Below are 23,327 nucleotides of genomic sequence, written 5' to 3'. Positions count from 1 at the left end.
TCCGGGCCGACCGCAGTTGCCGTTCTCGACAACGCAGCCTTGATCGCGGAGAGACACCCGCTGCCAGTCCCGGTGCCGTTCGGGCACCAATGCCAGAATCATCCAAATACCGAGCCGGCCGCGAGAGGCAACGCAGTGCACTCGCTTCGACGCGCCGGCGCGTCGTCCGGCTGCACTGTGCGACAGCTGCGGCCGCTGCCGGACGTTCGGAGATCCTCTGAAAGGTACCTGGCGCGATGAAGCGGGGTCAGTGAATGACTGCGGGGCTGTCGGAACGGCTGCGTCGGGTCGTGGACGTTCTCCCGCTGGAACCGGGGCTGCGCGTTCTGGAGATCGGTGGGGCACCTGGTGCCGCCGCGCGTGAGGTCGCGCGGAGAGTCGCTCCCACCGGCCACGTCCTGGTGCTGGACCGGTCCCGGGCCGGGATCGACAGGACACGTCGTCACTGCGCGGCCGAGATCGAGGCCGGACTGCTCTCCACGCACTGCGCTGCGGTGGAGGACTTCGCTCTGCCTGAGGGGACCGGCCTCTTTGATCTGGCATTCGCATGCCGCGTCGGAGCTCTGGACGGCCGTCACCGCGAGCTGTACGCATCCGCTGTCGAGCACATCCGACGCGCTCTCAAGCCGAGCTCCTGCCTCTATGTCGACACGGGCGACCCGATGACCCAGCTCCGCCTTGCTTGATGACCCGACGCTCAACCTGCTGAGTGGGGGTCGGGTGAAGGCCCTGCAGGTGCAGACTGCTCAGTCCCGCCTCGCCGGCGCGCTGCGTCGCCGGCGACCCAAGGGGCGTACGCCTGGGTGCGTCGCAGTGGCCAACGCGCCAAATTGACCGCAGGGGAAACCCTTCGGCCGTTATTTGACCGTGACTTGACCCTTGATCATGAGGTAATGTCCGCGCAAAGAGGTGTTCGCGAGATGGTCAAGCGGGCGCCTGACGTGCTGACGCAATGGCGCGCCTGTGCTTTGGCCAACGGCCGTGATATTCGGGGGAGATGTGCTGATGGAGCCTCGGCGTATCCCATGCGATACCGGCCACTGTTCGACACTGGCGCTCCCTGAACACGCACGTTCCCCCCGTCATGCGGTGGCGAGGTGCTCCGCGCGGTAGGCGCGAGCGTCGTCCCGTCTCTGATCACCTCTTCGCTTCGCGTCGACGATGACGCGCAAGCGCCGGCGTCAGGCCCTTCCGGCATGCCGCCAAACCTCCTTCCCCTGATGACCTGAACACACCGCGCTCGCGGGCCGCTCGTGAGCGCAGGAGAGAGGCCACCATGAAGTCCCTGGTTGACAACGCACGATCCTTCACCGCGCGTGTGGCAGAACGTGCTGCGGAGTTCAGCGCCCTTGAGGCCGGGCAGAGCCCCGCGGTGCTGTTCATCACCTGCTCCGATTCGCGCGTGGTGCCGTCACTGATCACCGGTGCACGGCCGGGTGAACTGTTCGAGCTGCGGACGGCGGGCAACATCGTGCCCGAGTACAGCAGCGACCGCCCCGCCGCGGAGACAGCCACCATCGAGTACGCGGTGCGGGTACTCGGCGTCCGCGACATCGTCGTGTGCGGACACTCCCACTGCGGCGCGGTCAACGCGCTGGTCAGCGGAGGCGACCTCGCCGCCCTGCCCGCCGTACAGGGCTGGCTGGAGCACGCGGCCGTCCAGCCTGAGACGACCACTCCGCTCTCCCCGGACGTTGCGGAGGCGGTCCAGCTGCACGCGGTCGCCCAGCTGGAGCGACTGCACACTCACCCCTGCATCGCGGAACGGGTCGAGGAGGGCACGTTGAACGTGCACGCCTGGTACTACGAGGTGCACACCGGAGCAGTCACGGCATACGGGCCGGACGAGAAGGCTTTCCTGTCGCTGTGACCCGTATCTGCCCGCCCCACGGGCCACCCAGTACTTTCCCCCTTCCGCTTCCGCTGTGCGAGGAAGTCCACTGATGCTCTCCACCCTCAAAAGGCCCGCCCATCTGCGGCGTGATGTCCTGGCCTCCCTCGTCGTCTTCCTGGTCGCCCTGCCCCTGTGCGTGGGAGTGGCCGTAGCCTCCGGTGTGCCGGCCGAACTCGGCCTGATCACCGGCATAGTCGGCGGCCTGGTCGTCGGCTTCCTTCCCGGCAGCAGCCTCCAGGTCAGCGGCCCGGCCGCCGGCCTGACCGTCCTGGTCTTCGAGGCCGTCCAGGAATTCGGCCTCGGCGCTCTCGGGGCCATCGTCCTGGTCGCCGGACTGGTCCAACTCGTCCTGGGTGCACTGAGGTTCGGGCGGTTCTTCCGTGCGATCACGGTCGCGGTCGTCCAAGGCATGCTCGCCGGCATCGGGCTCGTTCTGATCTTCGGCCAGCTCTACACCATGGCCGGAGTCGCGCAGCCCCGCTCCGGGATCGACAAGATCCTGGGAGTGCCGCACCTGGTCACCGAGATCGCCACCTCCGGCTCTGCCCTGACCGCGTTCGCCATCGGGGCTGGCACCATCGCCGTCCTCGTGCTGTGGAAGAAGCTCCCGGCCCAGGCACAGCTGCTCCCCGCGCCGCTTGCCGCGGTCGCCCTGGCCACCGCGGCAACCATGGTGGCCGGCTGGTCCGTTCCCCGCGTCGAGGTCCAAGGGCTCCTCTCGGCGATACAGCCGCCGGGGATGTCCGACTTCGCCTCGCTGGGCAGTCTCGCCGCCCTCGGCACGGTCCTCGCCTTCGCCCTGATCGCTTCGGCCGAAAGCCTCTTCAGCGCCGCAGCCGTCGACCGCATGCACGACGGTCCGCGAACCGACTTCGACAAGGAACTGATGGCTCAGGGCGTGGGGAACGCCCTCTGCGGAGTGCTCGGCGCGCTGCCGCTGACAGCGGTCATCGTCCGCAGCTCGGCCAATGTCCAGGCCGGAGCCAAGACGAAGCTCTCCCGCATCCTGCACGGGCTGTGGCTCGTGCTGTTCGCCGCCCTCCTGCCGGCCGCGATCGGCGTCATCCCGTTGGCCGCGCTCGCCGGGGTCCTGGTCCATGCCGGCTGCAAGCTGGTCCCGGTCAAGGACCTCCTGCCCCTGTGGCGCACGCACCGCGGCGAGGCGCTCGTGCTCGCCGTCACCGCGATCGCCATCATCACCACCAACATGTTCGAAGGCGTCCTCCTGGGCATCGCCCTCGCCGTGATCAAAAGCGCCTGGGAAACCTCCCACATCCAGCTCGACACCCACGAAACAACCGACGGCCGGCTCCTCGTCACCCTCACCGGATCTGCCACCTTCCTCCGGCTCCCCCGCATGCTCGAAACCCTCGAAGCACTCCCGCACGACAATCCCGTCGAACTCGACCTCTCCGAACTGCGCCACCTCGACCACGCCTGCCGCATCACACTGGAGAACTGGGCACAACAGCGAGGAACCACGCTCAAGGAGCTCACGAAGGTCTGACCGGCCACCCATTTCGAACGCACAGCCTGTAGAGCGGCTCACCTGCTCCGCAGACGCGCACACCCATCCACTCCTGCCCCTTGCCGATCTCGGCGAGGGGCAGCCTCGCGTCCTGTACACGCAACGCCAGCTGCCGAATGACACCACGCTCTGGGGTGCGCTGTTCGCCGTGGCCGGCGATCGGTGACCCGTTCGCCGGCCGGGGACGGCTGCTCAGTCAGCGCCGCCGGACAGGGCGAAGGCGCGGTAGCCGTCCTCAGCGGCGGCGGCGCACTCTGCCCGGTATCGCTCCAGGCCTCCCGTGTAGGCCAGGAAGACCCGCGGTTTGCCCGGCACGTTCGCCCCCATGTACCAGGAGTCGACGGACGGGTAGAGGGTCTGGGCTGCGAGGTCGGCGACATGGGTGCACCAGTCCGCCTCGGCACGCGGGGTGGCGTCGATCTCGGTGATCCCGTTCCGCCGCAGGTGGGCGATGCAGTCGCTGATCCACTCCACATGCTGTTCGATGGCCACGACCGCGTTGCTGAGCACCGACGGGCTGAGGGGCCCGATGACGGTGAAGAGATTCGGGAAGCCGGCCGAGAGCAGGCCCAGGTGGTTTCGGGGGCCGTCGGCCCACTTCTCCCTGAGGGTGGTGCCGCCCTTGCCGACGATGTCCATGGCGACCTGGGACCCGGTCAGCGCGTCGAAGCCGGTGGCGAAGGCGATGACATCGACGGCGTGTTCCCGGTCCGAGGTCGTGATCCCGCTCGGTGTGATCTCCACGATCGGGGTCCTGGTGAGGTCCACGACCCGCACATGCGGCTTGTTGTAGGTGGCGTAGTAGTCGGTGTCCAGGCAGGGACGCTTGGTACCGAACGGGAAGGTGCGCGGCGAGAGCGTCTCGGCCGTCTCCGGGTCGGTGACGATCGACCGGATCTTGGACCGGACGAACTCGGCGACGGTGTCGTTGGCGTCCCGGTCGACGAGGATGTCGGTGTACGTGCGCAGGAGGCCGCTGAGTACGCCCGAGTCCCAGCCCTCCTCATAGGTGGCCCTGCGCTCCGCCTCGTCCACCTCCAGGGCCGACCGGGTGGGCGGCTCGAAGAGGGTGCCCCCCTTGGAAAGCCGCTGGGCGGCGCGGAACTCCGGGTAGTTGGCCTTGAGTTCGGCGGTCTCCGCGGCGGACAGCGGCCGGTTGCGGGCCGGCAGCGCATAGACCGGTGTCCGCTGGAAGACCGTGAGTTCGGCGGCCTGCTCGGCGAGGATCGGGATGGCCTGGATGCCGGAGCATCCGGTGCCGATCACGGCGACCCGTCTCCCGGTGAGGTCGACGTCCTCGTGCGGCCAGTCGGCGGTGTGCAGGGATCGGCCGGCGAAGGTGCCGGCCCCGGGTATGTCCGGTTCCTTGACGGCCGACATGCAGCCCGTGGCCAGCACGACGAACCGGGTGGTGACCGTCTCTCCGGTGTCGGTGGTGACCTGCCAGGTGTGCCCGCCCTCGTCGTACACCGCCCCCGTCACCCGGGTCCGCAGGGTGATGTCCTTGCGCAGGTCGAAGCGGTCGGCGACGTGATGGAGGTAGCGCAGGAGCTCCGGCTGCGTCGCGTACCGCTCGCTCCACTCCCACTCCTGGTCCAGTTCGGGCGAGAAGGAGAAGGAGTAGGCCGTGCTCTCGACGTCGCAGCGGGCACCGGGGTACCGGTTCCGGTACCACGTTCCGCCGATGTCTTCACACGCTTCGAGGACGCGGGTGCGCAGGCCCAATGCGCGCAGTCGGTACAACTGGTAGAGGCCGGAGAAGCCCGCCCCGACGATGACGGCGTCGAGCTGCGGGGCGCCGGAGCGGGAAGCGGGTCTGGGGGCGCTGTGCATGCTGTTCTCCTGACAGGTGTCTCACGCCGGCTGGTACGGGCTGCGCACGCCGGTGCCGGACGGCCTCCGGCACGCGACGCCGCAGCCCGTCCGGCGGGCCGCCCGGGGCCGGTGACCGGCTCCTTCGCGCGCTTTCCGCAGGAGGACATCTTGGTTCACGCCCTGGCCCGCTGAGAAGACCCACGCTTTGCACGCCTGCGCCTCTTGGGCGGCGCCGCTCCGTATCCGAACGGGCGGAACCAGGGACGGCTGCGGGACATGCGTCACGAGGCGGATCAGCTGGCTGATCTCCCGTTCTCCATGCTCTGGGAACCTGGCGCGACCGACACCGAGTTCCTTGCCGGGCGCGGACTACTTCCAGGCGGTGCACATATCCAGGCGTTTGTTGCCCTTGAACTGTGCTACCTGGGCGCCCACTTCAAAAATGCCGTACACGTCGCGGGCAGTCGTATGCCACGTCTTCTCGGAAGAGGTCTTGTGCCACTTCCAATAGTGCCTCTGGCCCTTGCTGTTCTTCGTGACGAGCCGGACACGCACGTGTTGACCGTCAGAGACTCCGTCATACGCCCACAGCGTGACCTTGAGCTTCGTCACGGGCCCGGTGAGCTTCTTGAACCGCGCGCCGCCGTACCCTCCCGAGGTGACACACGCCCTATCGGCGACTTTCGCTACTGCCTGGTTGCGATCGACGAGGGCGGACGTGCGTTGCGCCGGGGGTGTGCCCGGGTTGGAGGGGGCAGCTTCAGCGGCACTCAACGGACCGATGAGCGGCAGCAGTAACCCCGCCAGGATGAAGGTGATGCGCGTCGCGTGCATGATGAACGTCCTTCCCCACTAGGTGTATGCGCGTCAGCCGACCAGCCGGCCGGCGCCGCGATTCCACAATGCAGGCAGCTGCCGCGGAGGTCATCAGCAAGGGGTGCTGAGAACTTAGCAATGCGTCTTGACCTGGAGACCGAATGCTCGGTGCCGGCAGTCCCTGGGCGGTATGCCGTAGTGGGTACGGAAGGCACGGGTGAAGTCAGCGGCGCGGCTGAACCCCCAACGAGCGGCAATTTGATGGATCGTTTCGTGATGCAGTGCCGGATCGGTGAGATCGCGACGGGCACGTTCGAGGCGTTGGTGGCGAATCCAGGCGGCGACGGTCAAGTCTTCGCCCTGGAAGAGGCGGTGCAGATAGCTGAGGGAGATGTGATGTACCGCGGCAACCATGGACGGCGTCAGCAGCGGGTCGTTCAAGTTCTGCCGGATGAACGCGCGGATGCGTAATATCAGGGTGCGCTTGTGTGTCTCCGGCGCCAGGCTCCGCTCGGCCTCCAGGGCGTGGGCGAACATCGCGGAGAGCAGGTCAGCGGCAATGGTGCCGAGCCGTTCGGCGTCGGCAGGACCGTAAGTTCCGGTGTCCCACGCCACGCTGCGCATGAGCTGCCCGAGCAGGGTCCCGAAACCCTCCTGCTCGGTGAAGTGCATGGAGGTGAGTGAGGCCATGTGGCGCCTGGTCGGCGGTAACAGCACCTTGGGGATCTCCAGGCCGATGCCTGTATGCGGGTGGTCGCCGTCCCCGCTCATCAGGCTGATCGGGCGCGAGGTGTCCAGGACACAGAAGGTGCCGGGCCCGCAGGTCTTTTCGTGGTTCCCGTGCGATCCGCGGAGGGTTCCGCGGATCGGCAGTGATACGTGGACGGTTTCTGGGTCGGAGGCCCGGACCAGTTTCGCGGTCCGCACGTAACGCACCGGTGTGAACGTCGTGGGCCAGATCGTCACGTCCCCGAGCGTCAACACCTCCTGGGAGGCCTGGAAGTCAGCTGAGTGCTCACTCTCCAGCTGGAGCGGAGCGTGTGTATGGCTGACGAGTTCCCGCCATAAGTCGAACCGGTCTTCCCTGGGAACGTCATGTGTCCGGAAGACTTTCTTGATCATCGATCCCCCCGGTCGCACGCATCCACCTGTTCTGAGCGCTTCCGTCCCACAGCGCAGCGTGGGTGCGACTTTTAGCAGATACCCGCGCAGCGCCGTTACCGAACGGCCAGAACCAGCCGCGCTGTTCGGAAGGCGATGCCCGCCGGGGAATCAACACATCGCCCGTCGGACGGGCAGGTACAGCAACAACTGACGTGTCACCACCACCTGCCTGGCACGGAGACGCCCGCTGCCTCAGACGGGACCAGACCCTCGCAACCCCCGAATACTGCGGTGCCCCTCCACGGCCGCTGCCCAAGATCTGTGCCAGAGCCCGCTCGAACCGTGCGAGCCGCACGAACGATGCCCCCGGGGCCGCCATCGGCTCCCAGGGGCATCGTTATCGTTCTCCCGTAGCTCCGCCACCAACTGCGTTACGCACCGTACGAGAACACCGCGTGGCCTGCGCCGGCGCGCTCCCCAATCAGCAGAGGTCGCTCACCCCCCAGTGCGGTGAGGGTCTCGGAAAAGTAATGGTGCTCAGTCGCGGGAGAGCTTCACCCAGGTCCTGTGGTCTTCTTCGTCCTTGGCGAGCCACCGGTAGGCGCTGAACTTGGCGTTGCCGTCGATCGTGACCCTGTTCAGGTACCAGCCAGGTTTCCTACCACTGTTGTCGTGGCGGATTTTGATGCTCTTGAGCCGGCCGAGGTTGCGGAGACCGAGAGTGAAACGATCGGTCTTGCCGGTCTCGAAGTTGTTTGCGGAGTTGTCGAGTCTGATCGGCCCTGCGGAGCCCCTGGTGCCGTAGATGGTGATGTAGACGTTCGCGTCGGTGCCACCACCCTCCTCTCCGCCGGTGTACACGGCAACGCGGTATTGGTGCTGAGCCACACCGCTCCCCTTGTACAGGGGAACGGATGGTGTGTGCTGTCGCCCGGAATACGTGTGGTCCGATCCGATGCGGGGTGTGACGCCGGCAGCGGCGCTTTCTGAGGTCGCCATGATGGTGGTGGCGGCAAGCGCCATCGTGCCTGCGACGACCCGACCGATACGCATCTTCAAGACATGCTCCTTTTCGGCTGGTGAGGCGGTTACGTCCCGTGCTCTTTCCTTATTTCGTCGGCGGCGAGGGCATCACCAGCTTGCTGGTGTATCCCGTGAGATGTCGTTAGCGATGGGTCCTCGATGGCTTGGAGATGCGTCTACTCGGACTGAGGTGAGTGCGCGGTTCCGGTAGTCGCTGGGCGGCATGCCGCATGCCGTAGGCAGTGCGGAAGGCTCGGGTGACCGCGCCAGGCGGACGAAGTGGTCCGCGCACGGTAGAGAGTGCCGTGGCCCTCGCTGACGGAGCCGGGGGATTCGGATGGACCTACGCATGACAAGACCGTGAGCAGTCATGGCGTTGTTCACGAGCTACGACAGCGAATGTTCACGACGTTGAGCGGCGCCCCCGTGAGGTCGCTCGTCGGTATCAGGACGTGTGAGGTCGCTGGAGTCCCTGGAGGAGGAGGGCGATCAGGCGTCGGGGGTCGTAGCGGGGGTCGTTGTCGCGTCCGATGCAGAGGTTGCCGATGCCACGCATCAGCTCGTAGGGCTGAGTGCCGGACCTGATGTCGCCGGCCTCGACCGCGGCGTCGAGCAGTTCGGCGCAGACGGGCAGCAGTCGGTCGAGGAAGTAGGCGTGCAGCGCGGCGAAGCGGTCATGGTCGGACTGCAGGGCGTCGGCGAGTCCGTGCTTGGTGACGAGGAAGTCGACGAAGAGATCGACCCACTGGCGCAGTGCGTCGAGTGGGGAGCCGGCACTGGTCAGCAGGTTCGGGCCGGCCTCGGCGCATGCCTCGATCTGGTGGCGGTAGACGGCGGTGACGAGATCCGCCCGGGTCGGGAAGTGACGGTAGATCGTGGCCATCCCGACGCCTGCCTGGGCCGCGATCTGGCGGATCGGCGCGTCGACGCCGGAGACGACGAAGACCTCGGCGGCAGCAGTGAGCACCGTCTGCCGGTTGCGCTGGGCGTCGGCGCGCTTACTTCGGGACGGCGGCTCCCCTGCAGGGCTCTCGGTAGCCATCTCGTTCTCCTTCCAAGCCGATTGACAAACCGGAGCAGCGCTCCGAATATTAAATGGTGCGGCGCTCCGTTTCAGGTTAGTCGAAGCGGGACGCCCCTGACCGCCTTGACCGTCATCGGTCTCAGAAGCCGGCGACGGCAGGTGCCACCGAAAGGGAAACCACATCGTGAGCACATCCCCCACCACCGACACATGGGGCATGCCCGTCCCGGTCCTGTCCTTCGGTCCCATAGTCCTCTCCGTTCCGGGACGTCCCGTGGACCTCCAGGTGCGCGTCTCCGCACCCGCGACAGGAACCAGCCTCCCCGTCATCCTCCTCTCCCACGGGCACGGCCCCTCGAACAACCTCTCCTCCCTCAACGGCTACGCGCCGCTCGCCAACTTCTGGGCGGCACACGGATTCGTCGTCGTCCAGCCCACCCACCTCACCTCCAGGACACTGAGCCACCTGGTCGCCGACGCACCCGGCGCGCCCGACTTCTGGCGCTCCCGCGCCGAGGACATGACCCACCTCCTCGACCGGCTCGACGTGATCGAGCGCACCGTGCCACAGCTCGCCGGACGGATCGACCACACCAAGGTCGCCCTCGCCGGACACTCGCTCGGCGGCTTCACCGCCGCCCTCCTGCTCGGCGCCGGGCTCACCGACCCCGACACCGGGAACGTGGTCCGCCTCGTCGAGCCCCGGATCAAGGCGGGCGTACTGCTCGCCGCGCCCGGCAGAGGCGGCGAAGTCCTCAACGGGCCCATGGCCGAGCAGTGGCCGATCATCGGGGCTGTCGACTTCTCCACCATGGCCACACCCGCGCTGGTCGTCGCCGGCGACAAGGACGACTCCCGGCACTTCACGGACATGGGACCGGACTGGCACGCCGACCCCTACACCCTCGCCCCCGGCCCCAAGACTCTGCTCACCCTGTTCGACGCGGAGCACGGACTCGGCGGGATCGCCGGATACGACGCCGCCGAGACCACCGACGAGAACCCCGAGCGGGTCGCCGCCCTCGCCCGGCTCACCACGGCCTACCTCCACACCCAGCTCCACCCCGGCGCCCCCACCTGGCAGACCGCATGCGAGGCACTGACAACCGGTCCCGACCCGGTGGGACGAGTCGAATCCAAGTAGGTTCTCCGCTGCGACGTCCCTCATCGGTCGGCCGCGCTTTCGTCGTTCGGCTCGCCGCGGCCCGGGACGCGGGGCCACCGTAGTTCTCGGGTGGGGCAGACCACAGAGCTGGACAAACAACCGTTCCGGGGCCGGATCGACACCCTGGGGCTGGACGAGAACGGCAGCCAGTGGTGATCGGGTACAAGCAGGGCGCCGACAGAAGGCCATCCTGGACGGCGGCGACAAGAACTCGGTCTCCACGTGCCGAGGCTGGATGACCCGGCCGAGCAGGTACCCAACGCCAAGACGATCCAGGCCACCGGCGTCTCGATGCACATTCCGCCCCGGGGGCAGGTCGTGGCCCTGGAGACCACCCTGCGGGAAAGCGGCCTGCGGAACCTGACCTACGGCGACCGCGACTCACTGGGTCTGTCCCAGCAGCGTCCGTCGCAGGGGTGGGGCACGGCGAACGAGATCCTTGCAAACCGTCGCGGCAGCGGCCTTCGAATCGTCAGGCGGAGAGGGTCTCGCTGGGGAGTTCGGTGGCGTCGGCCGCGGCGTCCCGGGGCGGCTGACCGTGTCGGTTGCGGAAGAAGGCAGCGAAGTCCTCGTCGAGGCGCCGGATGTTGGCGGCCCGCTCGCGCCGGTCCTGCCGGGTGAGGGCTTCGATCTGTTCCTGGTAGTTCTCGGACGGGTCGGGCGTCAGCGCCCTTTGTACGCGCATCATGAGCCCGGTCGTCTTCACGAGCAGGGCCCGCACCGGGGCGGGCGGTGGGGTCATGCCGTGGACCCGCCAGGTGAGCGGTTGCAGGGAAGAGGTCACCAGGGCACGGGCCAGGGCGTGCAGCGGCCGGGGGAAGTACCGGTGACCGTCGTCCTCCAGGAGGCGGAGCGCACCGACCTGCCCGTCAGGGCGATCCACCGGAGCGCTGACGCGCTGCTCCTGGAGATCCTGGCCAGGCTGGGCGGGCACGGTTTCCGGCCGGACGCCTCTGACAGCCTGCGGCAGATCGCGGCGTCCGCGGCGGAACAGGCGTTGCCGTTCGACACCGTGGTCCACAGCGTGCGCGACTCCCACCGGATGTGGCTCGAACAGCTGCTGTCCCGCATGCGTCTCCAGCTCCTTCCGGAGCAGGCGCTGGCCGAAGTGCCGCTCGTCGTCACCGAGGTGATCGACGACGCGATCACCCAGATCGTGGGGGCTATCTGGCCGAACGGGAACGCCTCGCCCAGGGACGGGCGGCCTGGCAGCGCGCCACCGTCCAGGCCCTGCTCGACGGCCGACCCCTCGATAGCGACCGTGTCGAGCGGGACCTCGGTCTCGCTCTCGCGCACCACCACATCGGGGCCGTGCTGTGGCGGCCCGGCGGGGCGACCGGGGCACTGTTGAGCAGGGTGGCTGCCCAGCTGGCCGACCGCCTGCCCGGGGCCACGCTGCTCACCGTCGCTGCCGACGGCGACCACCTGTGGGTCTGGCTCAGCCGCGTCCGCCACCCCAGCGACCGCGAGCGGCAGGCCCGACTTCCGTACGCCCCGTCCTTGAGGGGACTCGCATAGCCCTCGGTCCGGCAGCCTCCGGCACGGACGGCTTCCGTCGCACCCACCTACAGGCGCTCGATGCGGGCCGCGCTGCCGACAGCGCATCCACACACAGCGACGTGACCGACTGGCACACCGTCAGCCTCGCGGCCGTCGCCTTCCCGACCCGGAACGCGTCCGCTGGTTCGTCCAGGAGACGCTGGGCGCCCTCGCCCACGACGGCCCTGCCGCCGCCGAACACCGCGCGACCCTGCTCAGCTACCTCCAGAGCGGCCAGAGCCTGGTCCGCAGCGCGAAGGAGCAGCACGTCCACCGCAACACCATCGTCTACCGCTTGCGCCGCATCGAGGAACTGCTGCCCGTCCCGCTCGCCGACCACCGCCTCCAGATCCACGTGGCACTGCATCTCGCCGCCCACTTCGGCACCCGTACGCCATGACAACTCCCCCCATGAGTCGGCCATGTCCCGTGCCGCCCGAGCTCCTGGAGACGTTCAGCAGGACCTGCCCGCGCTGACGATCTCGGAGTTCGCCCGCCGCGCAGAACTGTCCCTGCCCACGCCCTCCCGACTCGTCGCCCGTAGCCCCGGCACCACAGCAGGGTGCGCCGGTAGGCATCCTCCGTGAGCCGCAGCTTGCGCCACCGGGCACGGGGCGGCCGTTGATGTGGTTGCTGAGCACCACAAGGGAGTCGAACAGGGCGCGCTGGACGATGTCCCATGCCTCGCCACGCACGGACCAGCCGGGCCGGACGGAGCGCACGCCGCAGGGGAGGACGTTGCCGGCTTGATGGGGGAAAATTCACGGCCACCCACAGGGCGGTCTTGGTCAGCCCAGGAAGCTCAGTCGGACCTGGCGGTTTGGGTTGTCGACGTTGGTGTCGACGAGGCAGATGGACTGCCAGGTGCCGAGGGCCAGGTGGCCGGCGATGACGGGGAGGGTGGCGTGGGGTGGGACGAGGGCGGGGAGGACGTGGTCGCGGCCGTGGCCGGGGGTGCCGTGGCGGTGGCGCCAGCGGTTTTCGGCGGGGAGGAGGTCGTGGAGGGCGGCCAGGAGGTCTTCGTCGCTGCCGGCTCCGGTTTCGAGGATGGCGATGCCGGCCGTGGCGTGGGGGACGAAGATGTTCAGCAGGCCGTCGCGGCCGTCTGCTGTCTCGCGGAGGAAGGCGGCGCAGTCGGCGGTGAGGTCGGCGACGGTTTCCGTCGAGCCGGTGGTGACGTCAAGGGTGCGGGTGGTGAATGCGGTGCTCATGCGTTCATTTTCGTATGGCTGGTCCGCCCTCGTCCGCACCCCCGTGGGTGTCGTCGGCAATGCGGCCGCAATGGTCCGGAAACGAAGGTCCACCAGCCGAGATGGTGTTTGACCCCTCTCGGAGTGCGCCGCTACGTTCAGCGGCATGTCTACATCAGCCCTGCTCACCACGCGCGGTCACATCGACCTGGTGCGGGTGGCCTCTGCCGCGTGTCGCCGCGGCGGCCGTTGCTGATTTCTTTCTGTTGATGCGTTGAGGCCGGCCTCGGTCGGGTTCGCGCTGAGGCTGTCGTTTTGGGCGGCTCGCCCTCCCGCTTTCCGGTGTTGGGTCGGCCCCCGGTTTCCGCATTGGTGGCATTTGGCTGGTTGCCGCTACCCGTAGCCCGTCATGTACCGCCGCCGGTCTTGTCGGTGTCGGCTGATTGTCAGGTGCTAGTGCTCGGTTGTCGGTTCCCGGTAGTCGGCTCGCGGCTGTCGGTTCCCGGTTGCTGGTTCCCAGTTGTTGGTTGTGGCTTCGCTGCTGGTTGTAGTGCGGGGCATGTGCGTGTTGCTGATGTGTGGCCGTGTCGTCTCCTTCGCTTGGGCCGTTCTCTTTCTCCTCCTCGCTCTCCCCTCCCTCGGTTCGTCTTCCCTGGAGCACTTATGACTCTCGACCAGGCCGTGCGTGGCCATGCGCCTCCCGATATGGACGCTGAAGGGGGGCGGTCGTCGCTCTCCAAGGGTGGGGAGGCGGGCGCTGTGGATGCTCCCCGCGGGGTGGACGGCTCCCGTGAGGTGGACGCCTCCCGTGGTGACGGGCCGGAGCTTGAGCGGGTCGTTCCGGTTTTGGGGCGGCGGTGGGCGGTGCCGCGGTGGTTGCGGCGGATGGTGGGGCCCGTTGCGTTGCTGGTGTTGTGGCAGGGGCTCAGCGCGAGTGGTGTGCTGGAGGAGGACATTCTGGCGTCGCCGGGCACCATCGCGGCCACCGCCGGGGATCTGGTCTCGGACGGGACGCTGCCGTCGGCCATGCTGGTGTCGCTCCAACGCGTCGCGGTCGGGCTGATGTTGGGCGGGGTGATCGGTGTGGTGCTGGCGCTCGCCTCGGGGCTTTCGCGGCTCGGTGAAGACCTTGTCGATGCCACCGTGCAGATGCTGCGTTCGGTCCCGTGGGTGGGTGTGATCCCGCTCTTCATCATCTGGCTGGGGATCGGCGAGGCACCCAAGATCGCGCTGATCTCGCTGGGGGTGGCCTTCCATCTGTATCTGAATGTCTATGCCGGAATCCGGGGCGTGGACGCACAGTTGGTCGAGGCCGGAACCTCGCTCGGGCTGAGCCGGTGGGGGCTGGTCCGGCATGTGGTGCTGCCGGGCGCGTTGTCGGGTGCCATGACCGGGCTGCGCTACTCGCTGGCCACCGCCTGGCTCGCGCTGGTCTTCGGTGAGCAGGTCAATGCCGATGACGGCCTCGGCTTTCTGATGAACCAGGCCAGGGAGTTCTTCCGCACCGACGTGATCGTGGTGTGCCTGGTGGTCTACGCGATTCTCGGGCTCCTCGCCGACTTCCTCGTCCGTACCCTCGAAAGGCTGCTGCTGCAATGGCGACCGACGTTCACGGGTCAGTGACCGACCTCGCATCCGAGGAGGACGCGCGCGCCGCGTCTCCCGGTGCCGCCGTGCAGGTGGCGGGGCTGGTGCGTGCCTTCGGTGGCCGTGCCGTCATCGATGATCTGCAACTGGCCGTCCAATCAGGCGAGTTCGTGGCGCTGCTCGGGCGGAGTGGCTGCGGTAAGTCGACCCTGCTGCGGGTGCTGGCCGGGCTCGACCGGGAGATCGAGGGTGAGGTGCTGGTGCCGCGCCGTAAGGCGGTGGCGTTCCAGGCGCCACGGCTGATGCCGTGGAAGCGGGCCTGGCGGAATGTGCTGCTGGGGCTGCGGGGACGGCCGGAACGCGCCGCTGCGACAAGGGCGTTGGACGAGGTGGGACTGGGGCATCGGGCGGATGCCTGGCCCAAGACGCTGTCCGGTGGTGAGGCGCAGCGGGCTTCGCTCGCCCGTGCGCTGGTCCGGGAGCCGGATCTGCTGCTGCTCGACGAACCCTTCGGTGCCCTAGACGCGCTGACCCGGATCAAGGCCCAGCGCCTGGTCGCCGAGCTGTGGCGGGAGCGGGGCTGCGCGGTGCTACTGGTCACCCATGACGTGGAGGAGGCTCTGCTGCTCGCCGACCGGGCGCTGGTGATGGAGGACGGGCGGATCGCGTACGAGACGCCGGTGGATCTGCCGCGTCCGCGCGATATCTCCGATCCGCGGTTCGGTGCGCTGCGCGCCCGCCTGCTCGACCGGCTCGGCGTGGAGGGCGCTGTGGAGGGCGCCGTGGAGGACGCACCGGGCGGGCCGGATGGCGTGGTGGCCCGGGATGACGCGGCTGCCCCAGGCGGGGCGGTGGCCCCGAATGACACGGCGGCCCCGAGCGATGCGGCGGCGGCCCCGGATGACGCAGCACCCCCAGACCGCTCGGCGACCCCGGGCCATGCGGCGCCCGCCGCCTCGGATAACGACCGACCCGGATAGCAACCGCCCCGCCTGACAACGCCCCTGCCCCCGCCGCCACTGCCCGATCAGACCGAAACCGGCCCACCGCCCTACACCGCTCCCCCATCCCCATCCCCCATCTCCCCCTCCCCCGACCCACGTACACCGATCAACGCACCCCACAGAGAACGAAACGGACACCCCATGAGAGCACGTCATATCGCCCCAGCCATCCTGCTGCTTCCGTTCACGCTGCTGCTGGCCGCGTGCGGTGGGGCGTCGCGGGCCGAGGGCGCCGGCGGGACCGGGAGCGGGACCGACGGGAAGGGATCGCTGACGCTCAACATCGGGGATCAGAAGGGTGGTTCGGAGGCGCTGCTGCGGGCCGCCGGGGAGCTGGACGACCTTCCGTACAAGATCAAGTGGTCGACGTTCACCTCGGGGCCGCCGCTGCTGGAGGGCATCAACGCCGGGGCGGTGGATGTCGGCGCGGTCGGCAACACCCCGCCGGTGTTCGCCGCCGCGGCGAAGTCGAAGATCAAGATTATCGCCGGGACCCACAGCCGGTCGGACGGTGAGACGGTCCTGGTGAAGAAGGACTCCCCGCTCAAGCGGCCGGCGCAGCTCAAGGGCAAGTCGATCGCCGTGGCCCAGGGCAGTTCCGCGCACTACCAGCTCATCGCCTCGCTGAAGAAGGCCGGACTGTCGCCGAAGGACGTCACACTCAACTACCTTCAGCCCGCCGATGCGCTCGCCGCGTTCACCCGGGGGAAGGTGGATGCCTGGGCGGTGTGGGACCCGTACACCTCGCAGGCCCTGGATCAGGCCGGCGCACGGGTGCTGACCACTGGTCAGGGCGTCGTCAACGGGCTGAGCTTCCAGGTTGCCGCCCCGGCCGCGCTGGACGACAAGAAGAAGTCGGCGGCGCTCAAGGACTACACCGACCGGCTGCGGCGGGCGCAGGACTGGGTGTTCAAACACCCCGAAGCCTGGGCCAAGGCCTGGGCGAAGGAGACCGGACTGCCCGAGAAGGTGGCGCTGGACGCGGTCCGGCGCACCCGGGGGACGGCGGTCGCGGTGGCCGTGGACAAGGCCGCCATCGCGTCCGAGCAGCAGATCGTCGACTCGTTCGCGGCGCTGAAGCTGATCCCCCGCTCCTACGACTTCGGGTCGTTCGTCGACCCCCGTTTCAACGGTGACCTGCCGCCTTCGGGCACGGCGCCGCGTACCTATGGAAAGGCCCACTGAGATGTCCGTACACCTGCACTGGTTTCTGCCGACCGGGGGCGACGGGCGGACGCTCGTCGACCGGCACGCCTACACCGACGGCGGGATTCGGCGTGACCGCATCACCCCGGTGAGCGGGGTCCGGGCCCCGGACATCGAGTATCTGGCCCAAATAGCCAAGGCCGCCGAGCAGTTGGGGTTCGAGGCGGTGCTCACCCCGACCGGTACCTGGTGCGAGGACGCCTGGCTGACGACGGTGGCGCTCACCCAGGCCACCGAGCGGCTGAAGTTCCTGGTCGCGTTCCGGCCGGGGGTGATCTCGCCGGTGCTGGCGGCGCAGATGGCCGCGACGTATCAGCGGATCTCCCGCGGACGGCTGCTGCTGAACGTGGTGACCGGCGGTGACTCGACCGAGCAGAAGCGGTTCGGCGACCATCTCGGCCATGACCGGAGGTACGCCCGTACCGATGAGTTCCTGCAGATCGTGCGGGGTGTCTGGGGCGGTCGGCCGTTCGACTTCCAGGGCGAGCACTACCAGGTCGAGGGCGGCCTGACCGCGCTGCCGCCGGACCCGCTGCCGCAGATCTTCTTCGGCGGCTCGTCCGCGGCCGCCGGGCCGGTCGCCGCCCGGAACGTCGATGTGTACCTGACCTGGGGCGAGCCGCCCGAGGAGGTCAAGCAGAAGATCGACTGGATTCGCGGGCTGGCGGAGAAGGAGGGGCGTACGGTCCGGTTCGGTATCCGGCTGCACACGATTTCGCGGGACTCGTCGAAGGAGGCCTGGGCGACCGCCGGGCGGCTGCTGGACGACCTCGATCCGGAGACGGTGGCGGCCGCGCAGCAGGCGCTGGGCAAGAGCGAGTCGGTGGGGCAGCAGCGGATGCTGGCGCTGCACGGCGGTTCGCGCGACAAGCTGGAGATCTCGCCCAACCTGTGGGCGGGGGTGGGTCTGGTACGGGGCGGTGCGGGCACCGCGCTGGTGGGCAGCCATGCGGAGGTGGCCGACCGGATCGAGGAGTACCACTCCCTGGGCGTCGAGCACTTCGTGCTCTCCGGCTATCCGCATCTGGAGGAGGCGTACTGGTTCGGCGAGGGGGTACGACCGGAGCTGGCCGCCCGGGGTCTGCTGGATGCGGGGCCCGCTCCACTGGCGGGCGTACCGGCGGCCAATGGCCGGCCCGCGTCCGCACCGGGTGGGGCACCACTGCTGATCGCCGGCGGGCGCTGAGCGGAGGGCGGCGACCGGGTGGGGCACCTCAGCTGGGCCGCTGAGGGGCGGAGCCGCCTCGGGGGCCCTCCCGGGCCCCCCGGAAAGCCCCTCCCCCAGCGGGAAGAACCTGCCCCCTCCCCCGGTTAGTAGAAACATGAACTACAGCGGGGTGCGTGAGGTAGAGGTCGTGGTGGTCGGTGCCGGGCAGGCCGGGCTGGCCGCCGCCTTTCATCTGCGGCGGGTCGGCTACCGGCCGGACCGGGACTTCGTGCTGCTCGATCACTCCCCTCGCCCGGGTGGCGCCTGGCAGTTCCGGTGGCCGACGCTGACGTACGACAAGGTGCACGGGATGCACGCGCTGCCGGGCATGGAGCTGACCGGTGCCGACCCGCGGCAGCCGTCGTCCGAGGTGATCGGCGCGTACTTCGACAGCTACGAGCGGACCTTCGGGCTGCGGGTGCACCGGCCGGTGAGGGTGACGGCGGTGCGCGAGGGCGGTGAGCCTGCGGGGACGGAGCCGGGCGGGGCCCCTGGGCGCGGGCGGCTGCTCGTCGAGACGTCGGAGGGGAACTACGCGGCGCGGGCGCTGATCAACGCGACCGGGACCTGGGACCGGCCGTTCTGGCCCCGGTTCCCCGGGCAGGAGATCTTCGGCGGCCGGCAGCTGCACAGTGCGCAGTACCGGGGGCCGGAGGCCTTCCGCGGGGCGCGGGTCGTGGTGGTCGGCGGCGGGACCTCGGCCGTACAACAGCTGCTGGAAGTCGCGCCGGTCTCGGCCGCCGTGACCTGGGTGACGCGCCGGCCGCCGGTGTTCCGCGAGGGACCGTTCGGCGAGGAGCAGGGCCGGGCCGCGGTCGCCCTGGTGGCGAAGCAGGTCCGGCAGGGGCTGCCGCCCCGGAGTGTGGTGAGCGTGACCGGGCTGCCGATGACCGAGGCGGTCCGGCGGGGCCGGGAGAGCGGTGTGCTGGCGCGGCTGCCGCTCTTCGACCGCCTCACGCCCACCGGCGCGGCCTGGGACAACGGCCGCACGGTCGAGGCCGACGTGGTCCTCTACGCGACCGGCTTTCGCGCCGCCCTCGACCACCTCGCCCCGCTGCGGCTGCGCGAACCGGGCGGCGGCATCCGGATGGACGGCACCCGCACGCTCCGTGACGCGCGGGTGCACCTCGTCGGTTACGGGCCGTCGGCCAGCACCATCGGCGCCAACCGCGCGGGCCGTGCGGCGGCCGTCGGCATCCGCCGGCTGCTGGAGAGGGACCCGCAACCGGCTTATACGGAACCGGAGTTGGTGGGCAGCCTCGCCTCGTAGGCGGAGGCCGCGTGCTCGACCAGACCGATCAGCACCTCCTTGCAGGACGCGCGCTCCCGGGCGTCGCACAGCAGCACCGGTGTCGCCGGGTCGAGGTCCAGGGCCCGTGCCACCTCCTGGGCCCGGTGGGCGCGGACGCCGTCGAAACAGTTGACGGCGACGACGAACGGGATGCCGCGGTGCTCGAAGTAGTCGATGGCCGCGAAGCTGTCGGCGAGCCGCCGGGTGTCGGCGAGCACCACCGCGCCGAGCGCGCCCTGCGCCAGCTCGTCCCACAGGAACCAGAACCGGTCCTGTCCCGGCGTACCGAACAGATACAGCGCCAGGTCGTCGTGGAGGGTGATCCGTCCGAAGTCCATGGCCACGGTCGTCGTGGTCTTCTGCTGGACCCCGTCGAGCCGGTCGACGGGACGCCCGGCCTCGGTCAGCCGCTCCTCCGTGTTGAGCGGGCGGATCTCGCTGACCGAGCCGACGAGGGTCGTCTTGCCCACGCCGAACCCTCCGGCCACCAGGATCTTGAGGGCCATGAAGGAGTCAGAGCGCGCGGAGTCCATCGATCACTTCCCTGAGTATGTGCGCGTCGGGCAACTGGGCGGGCGGTACGGGGCGGCTGACGCGGATCAGCCCCTCGGCCAGGAGGTCGCTGAGCAGTACCCGGACCACCCCCAGGGGCAGCCCGGAGTCGGAGGCGACCTCGACGACCGGGCGGGGGCGTTCGCGGCACAGCGTGTACATCGTCTGCTGCTCGGGCGACAGCGTGGGCGGCTCGTCCGGCCGGGGCTCGGCCCGCACCACGGCCATCAGCTCGAAGGCCGCACTGCTCGGCCGGGCCCGCCCGGCGGTCATCGCGTAGAGCCGGACCATCGGCCCCGCCTCGTCGTCGTACCAGCGCGGGGTGGAGTCGGTCATGGGCGGCCGGTCACTCCGATCCGGCGCGCACGGGGGTGCCGAGGTGTGCGCCGACCCGCTTGACGAGCCGGGCCATCTCGTAGGCGACCAGGCCGATATCGGCCTCGGCGTCGCCGAACACCGACAGGCACGAGCCGTCGCCGGCCGCCACCACGAAGAGGAAGCCGCCCTCCAGCTCGACCATGGTCTGGATGACCTGGCCTGCCGCGAAGTGCCGGCTCGCGCCCTTGGCGAGGCTGTGGAAGCCGGAGGCGATCGCCGCGAAACGCTCGCTGTCGTCACGGGTCGGTCCGCTGGACGTACCGACGGCCAGCCCGTCGCCGGACAGCACCACCGCGGAGCGGATCGCCGGCACACGGGAGACCAGGTCGTCGAGAAGCCAGTTGAGTTCGCCGGAAAGCTGCTGGTCGCCGGTCATGGTGTTTCTTCTCCTCGGGACGGATTGTCGTTCGCTCCGTGCGGTGGCCGATGGCCCTGCGGGTGCGGTCGGTGCCGTGGCTCCGGCAGCGGGTGCTGCGGCGGAGCGGTGTCCCCGCGGCCGCGCGCCCAGCCGGCGCGCAGCGACGCCATGGTGGCGCGGGCCTGTTCCGGGGAGCGCCGCGGTGCGGGCGTGCCCTCGGTGCGCGGCACCCACTCGGGCCGCTGCTCCGGGCTGTCCCGCAGCTCGGGGGCGAGGCTGGCCTGGCGCACCCGGCGGGGCAGAACGGTGTCCGACTCCGCTGCGGCGACGGACGGCTGGGCTGCGTCGGCGGGTGCGCCGGGCGCGGCCGCGGGCCGCTCCGCCGGAGCGCCAAGCGGAGGCAGCGCCGCCGGGGAGTCGGGCGCGGGCCGCTCCGCCGCGGTGTCGGCCGGGGCGGGCGGGAGCGCCTCCCGGCGGGGTGCCACGGCCAGCGGCGCACGCTGGGCGGCGGTCCGCCGCCGGTGGAAGAGCGAGCCACCCTCCGGTGCCGGCCCGGCGCCGCGCGCGTCCGGCTGTTCCCCGTCCGCCGCCGCGGCGAGCAGGGCGTCGGGCACCAGCACCACCGCCGTGATGCCGCCGTACGCCGAGGGCTGGAGGGCCACCTTGACGCCCCGGCGGTGGGCGAGCCGGTTGACGACGAACAGGCCGAGCTGTTCGGTGTCCAGCAGGTCGACCTCCTCGGCGTCCTGGACACGGCAGTTGGCCTCGTCGAGCGCCTCCTTGCGCATCCCGAGGCCGCGGTCGTGGATCTCCACGGCGATACCGGCGCCGACCCGTTCGGCGCGCACCTGCACGGTGGTCTGCGGGGGCGAGAACATCACCGCGTTCTCGACGAGTTCGGCCAGCAGATGGGTGAGGTCGGCCACCGCGCCGCCGGCCAGCCGGGCCTCGGCGAGGGCCTGTACCTCGACCCGCTGGAAGTCCTCCACCTCGGCGACCGCCGCGCGCACCACGTCCAGCAGCGGCACGGGGTGGCGCCAGCCCCGGCCGGGCGCGGCGCCGGAGAGGATGATCAGGCTCTCGGCGTGCCGCCGCATCCGGGTGGTGAGGTGGTCGAGGCGGAACAGGTCCTCCAGCTCCACCGGGTCCTCGGTGCGGCGTTCCATGGTGTCCAGCAGGGCGAGCTGGCGGTGCAGCAGCAGCTGGCTGCGGCGTGCGAGGCTCACGTAGACACCGGAGATTCCACTGAGCGCCTCGGCCCGGCCGGCCGCCGCATGGAGCGCGGCGCGGTGCACCGCGACCAGGGCGTCGCCTACCTGCCCGACCTCGTCGCGGCCGGTGCCGCGGTCGCCGAGCGGGGCGACGGCGTCGATGTCCACCTTCTTGCCCGCGTGCAGCAGACGCATGGCGGCGGGCAGGTCCCGGCGGGCCACCCGCAGCGCGGAGTTGCGCAGTTCCTCCAGCTCGACGACCAGCCGACGGCCGATCTTGACCGAGATGAGCAGGGAGAGCAGCACACCGGCCAGGCCCAGGACGACGGCGATGCCGGGTCCGCCGAGGCTGTCCGCGGACATCGGGTCGGCGTCCCGGGCCGCCCCGGTGCTCGCGGCCCGCTGCGCGGTGCGCAGGTCGTGCAGCACGGTGTCGCTGACGTCGGTCCAGCGCACGGCGCTGACGGCGGTGGCGGCCGGGGTGCCCGCACCGGCGTCCCGTACGGCGTCCTCGGCGGTGCGCAGTGCGCGGTACGGCGTGCCGTCCAGAATCCGGCGGTAGGCCGTGGCGTCCCGGGGGCGCAGATCGTCCACCGCGGCGGTGAACAGGGCGCGCTGGGTGTGCACCGCACCGGTGAACGCGTCGAACTGCCCCCGTGTCATCCGGCCGGAGAGCTGGGCGGCACCGAGGACGGCGTCCTCGTGGGCGAGTGCCTCGCGGGCCCGGGAGAGTTCCAGGACGACCCGCGCCTCCGAGGTGTCCGCCGTCTTCTCCCGCCCGGTCAGCGCGCCGAAGGTGGCGAAGCCGTCCTCGACGACGCGGGTGTAGTCGGCGATCACGCGGTCCAGGTCGGGCTTGTGGCGGTCGACGCGTCCGCGCAGCGCGGCCAGCCCGTCGACGTCGTGGAGCAGCCGGTCGATGCGGCCGGGCAGCCGGTCGTCGGCCGTCTCCGCGTCGGCGCTGCCGGCGGCGATGCCGTCCCGGAGGGCGGCCGCGGCGGCATCGGTGGCCCGCTGCCGTTCCCGCAGGGTCTGCTGACGTCCGGGGTCGGGGGCTGCGACGGCGCGTGCCGCGGCGCCGCGCTCTTCCTGGACGGCGGAGACGAAGTCCCCGGCCGGTGCGACGAGGGTGGCGTTGACGGCCTTGAGCCGCTGGAGGTCGGAGACATTCCGCGCGGTGGTGACGGTGGCGAATGCCCAGAGGGCGATGAGGGACACCACGGGGACCATGAGCAGCGCGACGATCTTCGCGCGCACCGATCGGGGCATCAGGCGGACGCGGTAATCCGTGGTGGATTTCGTGGACTTGGCGACCGGGGGCAGCGCGTGCCGGGGGCGGCCGTTTCCGGGCGGCCGGGCCTCCTCTGCGGGCCCGGAATGGTCCGGGGTCTGTCGTCTGTGCATGAATTCCTCAACAGGTCGGGCGAGGCGGGGA

General features: G+C 70.0%; 24 protein-coding genes and 2 pseudogenes. 14 read left to right on the top strand and 12 right to left on the bottom strand.

Going from position 1 to position 23,327, the window contains the following annotated elements; all coding sequences use genetic code 11:
• Positions 1–254 precede the first annotated feature (254 nt).
• The 3 genes from ACGFN2_RS01600 (at position 255) to ACGFN2_RS01590 (ending at position 3,401) form a co-directional block, all read left to right on the top strand.
• A complete protein-coding gene (locus ACGFN2_RS01600) occupies positions 255–686 on the top strand; it encodes a class I SAM-dependent methyltransferase (protein ID WP_393356670.1) in 432 nt (143 codons plus the stop codon).
• A 590-nt stretch (positions 687–1,276) separates the two neighbouring features.
• The gene (locus tag ACGFN2_RS01595) at positions 1,277–1,870 is read left to right on the top strand and encodes a carbonic anhydrase (protein ID WP_362608337.1); all 594 of its coding nucleotides are present in this window, start codon (positions 1,277–1,279) and stop codon (positions 1,868–1,870) included.
• Between the two features lie 73 nt (positions 1,871–1,943).
• Positions 1,944–3,401, top strand: coding sequence for a SulP family inorganic anion transporter (locus ACGFN2_RS01590; RefSeq protein ID WP_393356667.1), 1,458 nt, complete (start codon positions 1,944–1,946; stop codon positions 3,399–3,401).
• 213 nt (positions 3,402–3,614) lie between these two features.
• Here the strand turns inward: ACGFN2_RS01590 and ACGFN2_RS01585 are convergent, their stop codons facing one another.
• The 5 genes from ACGFN2_RS01585 to ACGFN2_RS01565 all read right to left on the bottom strand — a co-directional run bounded on the left by ACGFN2_RS01585 (position 3,615) and on the right by ACGFN2_RS01565 (position 9,222).
• Positions 3,615–5,255, bottom strand: coding sequence for a flavin-containing monooxygenase (locus ACGFN2_RS01585; RefSeq protein WP_393356665.1), 1,641 nt, complete (start codon positions 5,253–5,255; stop codon positions 3,615–3,617).
• A 351-nt stretch (positions 5,256–5,606) separates the two neighbouring features.
• The gene (locus ACGFN2_RS01580; RefSeq protein WP_393356663.1) at positions 5,607–6,071 is read right to left on the bottom strand and encodes a hypothetical protein; all 465 of its coding nucleotides are present in this window, start codon (positions 6,069–6,071) and stop codon (positions 5,607–5,609) included.
• A 114-nt stretch (positions 6,072–6,185) separates the two neighbouring features.
• The gene (locus ACGFN2_RS01575) at positions 6,186–7,175 is read right to left on the bottom strand and encodes a helix-turn-helix domain-containing protein (RefSeq protein ID WP_362608342.1); all 990 of its coding nucleotides are present in this window, start codon (positions 7,173–7,175) and stop codon (positions 6,186–6,188) included.
• Between the two features lie 519 nt (positions 7,176–7,694).
• Positions 7,695–8,210 (bottom strand): PLAT/LH2 domain-containing protein, encoded by a 516-nt coding sequence (locus tag ACGFN2_RS01570; protein ID WP_393357158.1) that lies wholly within the window; start codon positions 8,208–8,210, stop codon positions 7,695–7,697.
• A 415-nt stretch (positions 8,211–8,625) separates the two neighbouring features.
• Positions 8,626–9,222 (bottom strand): TetR/AcrR family transcriptional regulator, encoded by a 597-nt coding sequence (locus tag ACGFN2_RS01565; RefSeq protein ID WP_393356661.1) that lies wholly within the window; start codon positions 9,220–9,222, stop codon positions 8,626–8,628.
• A 199-nt stretch (positions 9,223–9,421) separates the two neighbouring features.
• Here ACGFN2_RS01565 and ACGFN2_RS01560 point away from each other — a divergent pair, with 199 nt between their 5' ends.
• Together ACGFN2_RS01560 and ACGFN2_RS01555 are read left to right on the top strand one after the other, a co-directional pair.
• Positions 9,422–10,348, top strand: a complete 927-nt coding sequence (locus tag ACGFN2_RS01560; protein ID WP_393357156.1) for an alpha/beta hydrolase family protein — start codon at positions 9,422–9,424, stop codon at positions 10,346–10,348.
• 208 nt (positions 10,349–10,556) lie between these two features.
• Positions 10,557–10,810, top strand: a pseudogene (locus tag ACGFN2_RS01555) (hypothetical protein); the annotation flags it as partial.
• Positions 10,811–10,841: 31 nt separating this feature from the next.
• On the opposite strand, the gene ACGFN2_RS01550 reads toward ACGFN2_RS01555, so the two are convergent.
• On the bottom strand, positions 10,842–11,153 hold the full coding sequence (locus ACGFN2_RS01550; RefSeq protein ID WP_362608345.1) for a hypothetical protein: 312 nt from the start codon (positions 11,151–11,153) through the stop codon (positions 10,842–10,844).
• A gap of 42 nt (positions 11,154–11,195) precedes the next feature.
• Here ACGFN2_RS01550 and ACGFN2_RS01545 point away from each other — a divergent pair, with 42 nt between their 5' ends.
• The 3 genes from ACGFN2_RS01545 (at position 11,196) to ACGFN2_RS01535 (ending at position 12,308) form a co-directional block, all read left to right on the top strand.
• On the top strand, positions 11,196–11,720 hold the full coding sequence (locus ACGFN2_RS01545; RefSeq protein WP_393356659.1) for a hypothetical protein: 525 nt from the start codon (positions 11,196–11,198) through the stop codon (positions 11,718–11,720).
• 5 nt (positions 11,721–11,725) lie between these two features.
• Positions 11,726–11,887, top strand: a complete 162-nt coding sequence (locus ACGFN2_RS01540) for a hypothetical protein (protein ID WP_393356657.1) — start codon at positions 11,726–11,728, stop codon at positions 11,885–11,887.
• 85 nt (positions 11,888–11,972) lie between these two features.
• Positions 11,973–12,308, top strand: a complete 336-nt coding sequence (locus tag ACGFN2_RS01535) for a helix-turn-helix domain-containing protein (protein ID WP_393357154.1) — start codon at positions 11,973–11,975, stop codon at positions 12,306–12,308.
• Positions 12,309–12,522: 214 nt separating this feature from the next.
• Here the strand turns inward: ACGFN2_RS01535 and ACGFN2_RS01530 are convergent.
• Positions 12,523–12,669 (bottom strand): annotated as a pseudogene (locus ACGFN2_RS01530) (DUF6197 family protein); the annotation flags it as partial.
• Between the two features lie 27 nt (positions 12,670–12,696).
• Positions 12,697–13,119, bottom strand: a complete 423-nt coding sequence (locus ACGFN2_RS01525; RefSeq protein WP_393356655.1) for a YjbQ family protein — start codon at positions 13,117–13,119, stop codon at positions 12,697–12,699.
• Positions 13,120–13,264: 145 nt separating this feature from the next.
• Between ACGFN2_RS01525 and ACGFN2_RS01520 the strand changes: the two genes are divergently transcribed.
• The 6 genes from ACGFN2_RS01520 to ACGFN2_RS01495 all read left to right on the top strand — a co-directional run bounded on the left by ACGFN2_RS01520 (position 13,265) and on the right by ACGFN2_RS01495 (position 19,372).
• Positions 13,265–13,354, top strand: coding sequence for a putative leader peptide (locus tag ACGFN2_RS01520; RefSeq protein WP_362608349.1), 90 nt, complete (start codon positions 13,265–13,267; stop codon positions 13,352–13,354).
• Between the two features lie 407 nt (positions 13,355–13,761).
• Positions 13,762–14,721 (top strand): ABC transporter permease, encoded by a 960-nt coding sequence (locus ACGFN2_RS01515; protein WP_393356652.1) that lies wholly within the window; start codon positions 13,762–13,764, stop codon positions 14,719–14,721.
• The gene (locus tag ACGFN2_RS01510) at positions 14,694–15,665 is read left to right on the top strand and encodes an ABC transporter ATP-binding protein (protein WP_393356650.1); all 972 of its coding nucleotides are present in this window, start codon (positions 14,694–14,696) and stop codon (positions 15,663–15,665) included. The genes ACGFN2_RS01515 and ACGFN2_RS01510 overlap by 28 nt, the downstream gene beginning before the upstream one ends.
• 165 nt (positions 15,666–15,830) lie before the next feature.
• On the top strand, positions 15,831–16,874 hold the full coding sequence (locus tag ACGFN2_RS01505) for an ABC transporter substrate-binding protein (protein ID WP_393356648.1): 1,044 nt from the start codon (positions 15,831–15,833) through the stop codon (positions 16,872–16,874).
• Between the two features lies 1 nt (position 16,875).
• Complete coding sequence (locus tag ACGFN2_RS01500) at positions 16,876–18,081, top strand: LLM class flavin-dependent oxidoreductase (RefSeq protein WP_393356646.1); 1,206 nt, start codon at positions 16,876–16,878, stop codon at positions 18,079–18,081.
• 136 nt (positions 18,082–18,217) lie between these two features.
• On the top strand, positions 18,218–19,372 hold the full coding sequence (locus ACGFN2_RS01495) for an NAD(P)-binding domain-containing protein (RefSeq protein WP_393356644.1): 1,155 nt from the start codon (positions 18,218–18,220) through the stop codon (positions 19,370–19,372).
• Here ACGFN2_RS01495 and ACGFN2_RS01490 read toward each other — a convergent pair.
• From ACGFN2_RS01490 to ACGFN2_RS01475, 4 genes are read right to left on the bottom strand one after another with little or no spacing between them, the layout of a single operon-like run.
• Positions 19,333–19,926, bottom strand: coding sequence for an ATP/GTP-binding protein (locus ACGFN2_RS01490; RefSeq protein ID WP_362608356.1), 594 nt, complete (start codon positions 19,924–19,926; stop codon positions 19,333–19,335). The two genes, ACGFN2_RS01495 and ACGFN2_RS01490, sit on opposite strands and share 40 nt — an antisense overlap.
• A complete protein-coding gene (locus ACGFN2_RS01485) occupies positions 19,907–20,281 on the bottom strand; it encodes a DUF742 domain-containing protein (RefSeq protein WP_362608358.1) in 375 nt (124 codons plus the stop codon). Before ACGFN2_RS01485 ends, ACGFN2_RS01490 begins: the two co-directional genes overlap by 20 nt.
• Positions 20,282–20,291: 10 nt before the next feature.
• On the bottom strand, positions 20,292–20,699 hold the full coding sequence (locus ACGFN2_RS01480) for a roadblock/LC7 domain-containing protein (protein ID WP_362608359.1): 408 nt from the start codon (positions 20,697–20,699) through the stop codon (positions 20,292–20,294).
• The gene (locus tag ACGFN2_RS01475) at positions 20,696–23,296 is read right to left on the bottom strand and encodes a nitrate- and nitrite sensing domain-containing protein (RefSeq protein WP_393356641.1); all 2,601 of its coding nucleotides are present in this window, start codon (positions 23,294–23,296) and stop codon (positions 20,696–20,698) included. The genes ACGFN2_RS01480 and ACGFN2_RS01475 overlap by 4 nt, the downstream gene beginning before the upstream one ends.
• Between the last annotated feature and the right edge of the window lie 31 nt (positions 23,297–23,327).

Source organism: Streptomyces sp. NPDC048612 (assembly GCF_043199295.1).
GTDB lineage: Bacteria > Actinomycetota > Actinomycetes > Streptomycetales > Streptomycetaceae > Streptomyces.
Note: the sequence above shows the minus strand (reverse complement) of the source record. Positions and strands in the feature narration are given on the sequence as shown.